General features: G+C 59.3%; 6 protein-coding genes. 1 reads left to right on the forward strand and 5 read right to left on the reverse strand.

What is annotated here, in order from left to right:
* Window positions 1–368: 368 nt before the first annotated feature.
* The 4 genes from QNM96_RS22725 to QNM96_RS22740 all read right to left on the reverse strand — a co-directional run bounded on the left by QNM96_RS22725 (window position 369) and on the right by QNM96_RS22740 (window position 6,421).
* Complete coding sequence (locus QNM96_RS22725) at window positions 369–575, reverse strand: hypothetical protein (protein ID WP_283839089.1); 207 nt, start codon at window positions 573–575, stop codon at window positions 369–371.
* 413 nt (window positions 576–988) lie between these two features.
* Complete coding sequence (locus tag QNM96_RS22730; protein WP_283839090.1) at window positions 989–1,513, reverse strand: PGF-CTERM sorting domain-containing protein; 525 nt, start codon at window positions 1,511–1,513, stop codon at window positions 989–991.
* A gap of 720 nt (window positions 1,514–2,233) precedes the next feature.
* Window positions 2,234–4,711 carry an MMPL family transporter gene (locus QNM96_RS22735; RefSeq protein ID WP_283839091.1) on the reverse strand — a complete coding sequence of 826 codons (2,478 nt, stop codon included), beginning with the start codon at window positions 4,709–4,711 and terminating at the stop codon, window positions 2,234–2,236.
* Complete coding sequence (locus QNM96_RS22740; RefSeq protein ID WP_283839092.1) at window positions 4,712–6,421, reverse strand: exo-alpha-sialidase; 1,710 nt, start codon at window positions 6,419–6,421, stop codon at window positions 4,712–4,714. It lies immediately after the preceding gene.
* Window positions 6,422–6,806: 385 nt separating this feature from the next.
* Between QNM96_RS22740 and QNM96_RS22745 the strand changes: the two genes are divergently transcribed.
* On the forward strand, window positions 6,807–7,412 hold the full coding sequence (locus QNM96_RS22745; RefSeq protein ID WP_283839093.1) for a TetR/AcrR family transcriptional regulator: 606 nt from the start codon (window positions 6,807–6,809) through the stop codon (window positions 7,410–7,412).
* A gap of 82 nt (window positions 7,413–7,494) precedes the next feature.
* On the opposite strand, the gene QNM96_RS22750 is transcribed toward QNM96_RS22745, so the two are convergent.
* Window positions 7,495–8,301: a cell surface glycoprotein gene (locus QNM96_RS22750; protein WP_283839094.1), complete on the reverse strand. Its 807-nt coding sequence runs from the start codon at window positions 8,299–8,301 to the stop codon at window positions 7,495–7,497.
* Window positions 8,302–8,619: the final 318 nt, after the last annotated feature.

Genomic DNA, 8,619 nt, shown 5'->3' on the forward strand with positions numbered 1-8,619 from the left:
CTCGAAAGCCGCACTCGACGTCGACGAGTACCTCGAGGACCAGGAGCGAGCCAGCGCCGCGGGCGAGGTCGAGGCGGCGGCCGCAGACGACTGAGAGTTCCATTCGGAGATCATCGTTTCGAGGTTCTGCTCCAAGTGAGCGACACCGTTCGTCTCGAGCAGTTGCCGACTCGACCAACCCCTCCAGTATCTACGGTGACAGAACAGTTCCGTGAGCGAGAGCAACGTCTCTCACCAGCGCAATGTTCGAGCCAAAACGACGTCCCGAATCAGCACAATTCACGGATCCGTCCGACACGCCGAGATCGAATCGAGTGGTTCGGGCGGAAACAGCCCCAAGGGAGAACGGAGTCCATCTCGAGACCGCCTCAGCGCTCTTCGAAGCCCGCTGGTGGTTCGCGTTCGGAGCGAGAGCTTCGGGTTCGGAGCTTCGCTCGAGCGTACTGAATCGCCGTTGCGATGACGGCAGAGACGATGACGGCGACGATCATTGCGACGCTCGCCATCGAGACGATCGCGATCGTGACGAACGCCGCGAGTCGCGTCTTCCACCGGTTCGTGCGTGGACGGTTCATGGATTCCTATCGGGTTTGGTGACAGCAACCGTCACTCGGATTCCCGTCGCGGTCTCGTGGCCGGTCTCGTTGCGACCGCCCCGTCGAAGTGCCCGTGATGCCAGTATAGGCGTTTTCACACAATCGGAGATAATGAGTGTTGTCGTCTCGAGCAGTTCATGTTAGAACCAGAATATCTTGCGGCGAGAAAGGCCCGTGATGTCCCCGGTAGGTGTGCGCTGGGGAGGATAGTTGATGTTTGACTTCGATTGGTGGCACTTCCCGCGCGGTCGTAAATCGTGTCGAAGCGCGTCTCAAACATCGCTTTGGTTGCGTCGTCAAACCGACGGTGAAGCAACTCGAGGTATTCGGAGCGGTCCGAAAAAAGCGACGGTGAGAAATGCTGGGTGAAACGGTCCGCAGAGCCCAGACAGTTAGTTCTGCGATCGGGCTGCGAACAGCGCAGCACCGAGGACTGCGACGAGTGCAACGGCGACGCCAAAGCCAGGCGTCTCGTCGTCTTCCTCGTCATCCGCTCCATCGTCTACGCCGGCATCATCGCCTGCTTCGTCATCGTCCATCCCGTCATCTTCTGCTTCGTCGTCCATGCCAGCGTCGTCATCTTCTGCTTCGTCGTCGCCGATGCCGTCATCGGCTTCGTCATCTTCGGCTTCATCGTCGCCGATGCCGTCATCGGCTTCGTCATCTTCGGCTTCATCGTCGCCGATGCCGTCATCGGCTTCGTCATCTTCTGCTTCGTCGTCGCCGATTCCGTCATCGGCCTCGTCATCTTCAGCTTCGTCGTCGATGTCGTCGTCCAATTCATCATCGTCAGCTGGGTCGTCCTGAAGCGTCGCGATACTTGCGTCCGACGACGTTGCAGCCGCACCCATCGCGAAACTCGAGCAAACGAGCATCGTCACGGTGAGCACGACCAGTAGTGTGGAGCGTACGTTCATGTTACTGCATCCAGTCCATGGCCGAGGTTTCGAATAAAGGATGCCGACCCTCCGAGTGAGTGTATCCGGGTTAGCGCGATTTCCGTGAATTTCAACTTCGTTGATTCGTTTGCGATAGCGAAACCCACTCAGGGGTAGCGCTAAGACCGTTTTCGCTACTACAGTCGAATTGTAATTGAAATATTGACTGTCATTATTTGCGTTGTAAGTCACCGGCGTTACTGTGTAGCGCACTCGAGGAACGAACCGATCAACAACGCTGTCGAAAGGGCCTGTGTCGGGCCCTTTTGTTGACAACGTGCGCCGGAGGAGAGGTGTCGAATGGTGATCGAGCCGTCGAAACGGTGGTTCTCCCCCGACGCATGTTCTTCTAGGGCGCTCAATGCTATCAACCTTCGCTACCGACACGATGGGAAATTAGATTCGGTAATCAGTACTGTTGCGATCGCCGGAAGTTACACCGATCGCTCGAGACGGGGAACCGTCAGCTCGCTCTCCGAAAGGAAAGACGTTGTTAACCGGCAATCCGAAACAGCGATCGACGAGACACGAAGACGCTTCCGTAACTGTCGACCCGCTGATCGACAGGTGCGGGCACGAGACGACCCAGCTGACGACGATGAGTTCGCCACCGACGCTCTGGTGTCGAACGTCGGACCGAACCACCGAACGAGAACGTCGTCGGTCGGAAAATCCGCGCGTCTCAACGGAGCCACCGGACTAGAAGCCGGGAAGAAGCCCCGTGAGACTCGTCTCCCTGTCGTCGACTCGCGCCCAGAGGAAGAACGCGGGCGGGAGCGCGACGACGGCCGCGACGAACGAGTAGAACACGCTCAACGCCATCAACAGCCCGAAGTCGCCTAATACGGGAGTGATGGCAAGCGCAAGCGCCCCCGTTCCGAGCGACGTCGTGAGCATGCTGCCGGCGAGTGCGCCGCCGGTTCCCGACAACGTCGTCGTCAGTGCCTCGAGCGTGTCGCCGTGAGCATCGTACTCGTCGATGAATCGCGCCGTCGTGTGGACGGAGTAGGCGATCCCGAGCCCGATAGAAATCGACAGGATCGTCGCCGTCAACGCGTTCAACGGCATGCCCAACAACCGCATCGTCCCGATCAGGAAGGCGACAGCGATCGCGATCGGGAACACGTTGACGATACCCAGGAGCGGCTTTCGCTCGAGAATCCAGTACGCGATCACGAGGAACACCGCCGACAGGGCCAGCGCAACGATCAGGCCCTGGACCGCCGAATCGAAGATCATCCCGGTGATCGCGTCGAAGATGACGATCATTCCGGTTGCGGTCGCGGCGTAGCGGAATTCTTCTGCGAACTCCTCGCCGTCGGCGGCCGCTTCTTCCTGGGACGCTTCGGCGTCGATCACGTACTCGACCTGGGCACCACGGCGATCCTCAGTGAGGTACTGCTCCGCCTGTGGTCCGGCCGGCGAGGCGAACAGTTCGTCGTAGATACGATCGAGGTTCTGATCCGGAATCCCGTTGCCGCTCGCGTCGTTCCTGTCGACGAGAGCGCCGAATTCCTCGTCCTCCTCGGCGTAGGACTGGATGACCGTCACGATGCTCTGTTCATCAGTTTGGCCACCCGGGCCGACAGCAAAACTGTCGGGCGGATCCTCGTTGGGACTGACCAGCGACTCGAGCGCGTGGTCCTCTTCGAACGACCCCTCGACGTACAGCGTGACCGTTTCGTCCTGGTCGGCGTCGAAGCGGTCCTCGAGGACGTTGATCGTCTGTGTGACCGTGTACTCCTCCGGTGCAAACGGTTCCGGGACGTGTTCGACGTACCAGGCTTCTTCCTCGGGCGGCAGGAAGTCTTCTTCGTCGAACGACGTATCGACGCCCATTCCGTAGACGCCCATACCGCCGCTGAAAACGAGCAGGGCGATCACCAACAGCGTCGGCGCGTGCTGGCTCGCAGTCGCCGGGACAGACAACAACCGGCCGAGCGAGGAGTCCTCCGATGCGATCGGCGAGGAGTTGAACTCGGGAACACCGTGTCGTTCCCGGAGTTCGTCCACCTCGAGTTTCGCCGCCGGAAGGAAGATCCCGAAGATGAGGAAGGTAAAGATGATTCCAACCGATGAGACGATCCCCATGTTTCGAATCGGATCGAGATCCGAAACGACGTTCGCGCCGAACCCGAAGACGGTCGTCACCGTCACGATGACGAACGCGATCATGAGCTGGTTGTTCGCGGTCCGCATCGCCGTCAACGGTTCGTAGCCCTGAATCGTCTCCTCTCGGTACCGGTTGATGATGTGTATCCCGAAGTCGACCCCGACCGCGAGCAACAACACTGGAACGGCGATCAGCTGCTGATCGAAGGGAATCCCCGAGAAGCCGAGAAATCCGAACGTCCAGACGATCGTCAGCAAGAGGGAGAGAAGCCCCAGAGAGAGGTCGATCGGATCCCTGTAGGCCGCGACGAGGAACGCGAGCAAGAGGACGACGACGACGGGCATCACGATCGCCAGCGAGTCGCCAATGACGTTCTCGAACTCCTCGGCGACGACGCCGCCACCGAAGGCGATGACATCAGCCGACTCCTCGTCGGCGATCTCCTGGACGGACGTTTGGACTTCCGCGAGGTCATCGTCATCGAACTCCTGTGGAACGTCGTGAGAGACGACGGTTATCGACGCCGAGGCCGACCCCTCGTTTTCGTTGAGATCATCGGAAACGACACCTGCAAACGCCGGATCGTCGGCGATCGCCTGAATCGCACGATCGATTTCAGTGTTCGTCGCGCTTTCGATAACCTGACGCTGTTGGGCGGCTGTGTGTGCATCCTCCTCGAGCGCCTGAGCAACGGCCGGCGCTGGGCCGTTTGCCGACTCCATGCGAAGCTCCGGTTGCGCTTCTATTTCCTCGATGATCTGCAAGCTAGCGAGTAACTCTTCGCGAGTCAGGACGTCGGAGCCGGTGTGGACGAGTTGGGTGGTTTCCTCGTCGACCGCAAACGGCCCTTCGAACTCCTTATCGATCGCATCGAGGGCCTCCTGCTCCTCGAGATCCTCGGTAAAGCCCTCCGTCGCATCGGTTTCGGTCTCGATGGCGGTCATGCCACCCGCAAACATCGCGGTGAGAACCAGGAACGCGAGAATAACCGTCCGAGGCCGAGAGACGATCGTCTCGTTGAGCCGTTTGGTCCCCGCTTCGATTCGCTCACCAAGCCCCGTCATCTAGCTCCTCTGATAGACGTACGCACCCGCACCGACTCCGATGAGGGTCACGACGGCGATGATTCCAACCGGAAGTCCGCCGCTTCCTTCACCGACATCGATCGCAACGCGAGTGGTGTCGGAGAGTTGGCTGTTCCCACTCTCATCATCGTATCGGAAGTCAAACGAGATCGGATACGTCTTGGCCGTCGCCTCGTCGTCCGCCTCGAGATCGAACGTCATCGTCACGGATTCGCCCGCCTCGAGCGTTTCGACGAACGCCTCGTCGTCGTCGCTATCGAGCGGATCGTCGGCGAACAGGCTCGCCTCGACGTCCGTCACCGTCTCGTCTAAGTTGTTCGTCACCTCGACGTCGACGTGTTTCTCGTCGCCGGCACCGATTTCGCGGTCGAGGACCTCGACCTCGAACTGGTCTCGCTGTTCGTGTACCGGCGTGACGACCTCGAGATCCTGATACATCCGTTGCTCAAAGTCGGCATTGCGGTACTGGACGCCGAGATCGATCGCTCTATCGATCGGTTCCGCCTGTCCGCTCACGTCGAGCGGGAGTTCGAAGGATTCGGACTCTCCCGCGCCGAGCGTTCCGACGGCAACGCTTCGCTCGATCGGAACGATCGTCTGTGACTCCTCGGTAAACTGCACGACGACGTTTTCAGCGTCGGCCGGCCCGTCGTTCGTGACCACGCCCCGGATATTGCCGTCTTCGCCGACGTAGAGGGTAGATTCGATGGTATCGATGGTGAACTGCTGTTCGGCCTGCGGTATCACGCCGACCGCCGGACTCTCGTCGACGCGGTCGTAGCCATCGGCGGTTTTGAACGCCACGGTTCCATCCAGCATGTACTGGCGTTCGGACGTATCCGGCATCACCGAGACGTCGTAGGAAACCGTCGCCGTCTCGTTCGGCTCGAGTTCGTCGATCCAGGCGCTATCTGCCTCCGTGGCCGTCTCGTGCTCTGCGCTCCCGAACATGAATCCGCCGCTCATCGTCTCGAGGGCGACGTTGATGTCCGTCGCCGTTTCGTTGCCCGTGTTTTCGACATCGGCCTCGAGGGTTCCCGAATCGCCGATCTGGGCGTCCGTTCTCGTCTCGACGATGTCGAACTGCGCGTCGTCGTCGACAACGACATCGATCGACATCGTCTCCGTTTCGGACTCCTCGTAGACGTTGCTACTCGAGGTCGAGCGCTCCGTGTACATGTACGAGACGTCGACGTCGATCGAGTACGTTCCCGCGTCGACATCCTCGGGAACGTCGATCGCGATCGGCGCTTCGTTGGGCTGTGCGTCGGAGACGGTTCCGACGGACATCGTTCCGCTTCGCACCTCGAGTGGCGTATCGTCCGCGTCGGCTTCGATCTCGACGTTTCGAGCGGTCGTCACGGCGTCGCGCATCTCGTCTACGCCGGATTCGAAGTCGCCGTCGTTGGTCACCTGTACGTTGACCTCGTTGGTTTCGCCGGTCTGGACGGTCGGATTCGGGACGCGAAGGTTCAGGTCCGGCTCACCACGAGCGGGCGGCGGACTCTGTTCTTGCATCTGGTTGATCTGCTGTTGTTGGAACTCCAGTTGTTGCTGGAGTTCCTCTACCGTGACTTCGTCCTCCTCACCGTCCTCCTGGGCCTGGGCCAAATCGACGCCGGCGACGAACACGCCGGATGTGACCAACAGCAAGACCATCGAGGCGGCTCCGACGGATCGGAGCTTCACGGCCGATCACCCGACAGTTGTGCTGGCCGAAACCGTTGTCGCGGATCCAGTCGACGGCCGACAGAACGCTGAAGCCGTCGCGTTGTACGGAGGGAGTAACCGACGCCGTTCGTATCGCTCATAGTGACTATTGGGAATACACGAATAAAAAAGATTTTCATTTTTGAGTTCCTAATGGTGGGTGTGGACGTATGACACGAATTTATCGACGGGAAGCCAGCGACGACGGAATGGGCACCCGATTCCGGACACCTACCGACGGTGCCAGCCGGCCGAAATCCGTTCGGGCCCGGCGGGAGACCGATGGGTGCCGTCGTATCGGGCAGGAACGGAGTGAGAATTGATATATGGCTGTTCACCAAATCCACCAGTATCAGAGGCACAAATGAAGGGATTCAGTGACGAGGAACGCGAACGAATCAGGGGAGAGCTGATCAGTTCGGGGCGCGAGCTATTCATTCAGTATGGGTTAGAACGGACCCGCATCAAGGATATCACCGACGAGGTCAATATCGGCACCAGCACCTTCTACCAGTTCTTTGACTCGAAAGAGGTCCTCTACGGCGAAGTCCTGCTCACAGAAGTCGAACGGTTCAACGAAGACCTCGAGGAACAGGTCGAGAACGCGGCCGATCCTCGAGAGCAGGTGCGGATCAACCTCAAGCGAACGTTCGAAGAGGTCGAATCGAATCCGATCATCAAGAACCTCATCGTCGGCGACGAACTGCGAACGTTCCAGTCCCAGCTCTCGACGTCGAACCGGGAGGCTCTCGTCGAAAAGCTCGAGAACAATATCTTCAGTTCGATCTCCGAGTGGACTGAACTCGACTCGTTCAAATTCGACGACGAGGTGTTGGTAGACGAACTCTTCCGAATGCTGGTTTTCTCGACACGAGCGAAAAACCTGTCGTCGGGCTCCGAAACGTGTGAGTACGACGATGCTCGAGATGCACTGATCGACGTCGTCGTCGACGGCCTGTTCGAGGAGTAGGTTCGAGACACGCGGACAGAAGTTCGGCGGTGATTTCAGTCGGTCAGTTATCGGAAAGAGATGGATTCGACTGATCTAATTGTTATTCGAGCGCGAGCGACCACTCGCCGTCGGCGACGACGTCGATCCAGATCACCCCGGGATGGGTCGCTCGAGTCTCACCCTCGAACGCTTCGATCTGGCTAAACACTGTCTCACCGGCATCGACTCCAGCGCTGTCGCTTTCGTCGTACATCGTGACGATGAAGGTGCCGTCTTCAGTGTGTTCGCCCTCGACCGTTACGTCGTCCTCGATCTTGACCGGTCCCACGACGGCATCGCCCGTCCCACTGGCTTGCACGGGGATCGCTCGGAGTTCGTCCTCCGGCGAGATCGGTTCCCCTACGTGGATCTCCCACTCCCCGTCGGCTTCGACCTCGAGCGTATAGTCTCCGGCCTCGGTAGGGATCGCCGCCGCGCCAGTTACGTCGCCGACTTCGTTGACGAGTAGCGTTTCTTCCTGTCCCTCGAGAGTGATCACGAAATACCCCTCGCCGGAATGGTCGAACGTAACTGCGGTCAGGCCAGCCTCGAGGGAGAACTCGTCGGTCACGGTCTGGCCAGAGCCGTCGAACGAACGGGTGTCCGGATCGAACAGCGGTTCGTCGTCCTCGAGGGTGTCGACGAGAGAGAGGAGTTGGTCGTCCGAGCGCGGTTGTTCGTCCTCCTCGTTCGCTTCGTCGGTATCGTCTTCTCCATTATCGTCGGGTTCCGGCGTGTCCTCCGCCGGGCCCTCGCCGTCGCCGTTCTCGGTTTCGTTGCCGTCCTCGTCGTCCGCATCGCCTGTACAGCCCGCGATGATCGTCGTCAGTGTTACTCCGCTCCCCGCTAGCAGTTTCCGTCGGTGCATAGACGAGCATCGAAATTATCACTCAATAAGTGTACATGATTTTATCAGTTGCGTAATCGTACATTCTCGAAGCAAACGGTTTCGGTGCAATCAATAGCGGAGATTCTGAATCGGTTTCTGCTGATCACAGGATCTCTGGCGCAGGTTCCGTACGGAAATGATCGTCTCGAGTCATACTCGAGGCGTGTTCGACCGAGGAGGTGTGTTCTCCGGAGTAATTGATGCGTGTACGCTCGAGTTTTGGGTATTTGAGTCGACAAGCGCCAGAAGCTTGAGCTGTCGCTGTTCGGTGTAGCGTTCGAAAGAAAGTAGAAAATG

It is taken from the genome of Halostagnicola sp. A-GB9-2 (assembly GCF_030068615.1).
Classification (GTDB): domain Archaea; phylum Halobacteriota; class Halobacteria; order Halobacteriales; family Natrialbaceae; genus Halostagnicola.

What these genes read in the sequence shown, in the direction of transcription:
- QNM96_RS22750 (WP_283839094.1), bottom strand. Translation starts at nt 8,301, where the DNA reads ATGCACCGACGGAAACTGCTAGCGGGGAGCGGAGTAACACTGACGACG.
- QNM96_RS22725 (WP_283839089.1), bottom strand. Translation starts at nt 575, where the DNA reads ATGAACCGTCCACGCACGAACCGGTGGAAGACGCGACTCGCGGCGTTC.
- QNM96_RS22745 (WP_283839093.1), top strand. Translation starts at nt 6,807, where the DNA reads ATGAAGGGATTCAGTGACGAGGAACGCGAACGAATCAGGGGAGAGCTG.
- QNM96_RS22735 (WP_283839091.1), bottom strand. Translation starts at nt 4,711, where the DNA reads ATGACGGGGCTTGGTGAGCGAATCGAAGCGGGGACCAAACGGCTCAAC.
- QNM96_RS22730 (WP_283839090.1), bottom strand. Translation starts at nt 1,513, where the DNA reads ATGAACGTACGCTCCACACTACTGGTCGTGCTCACCGTGACGATGCTC.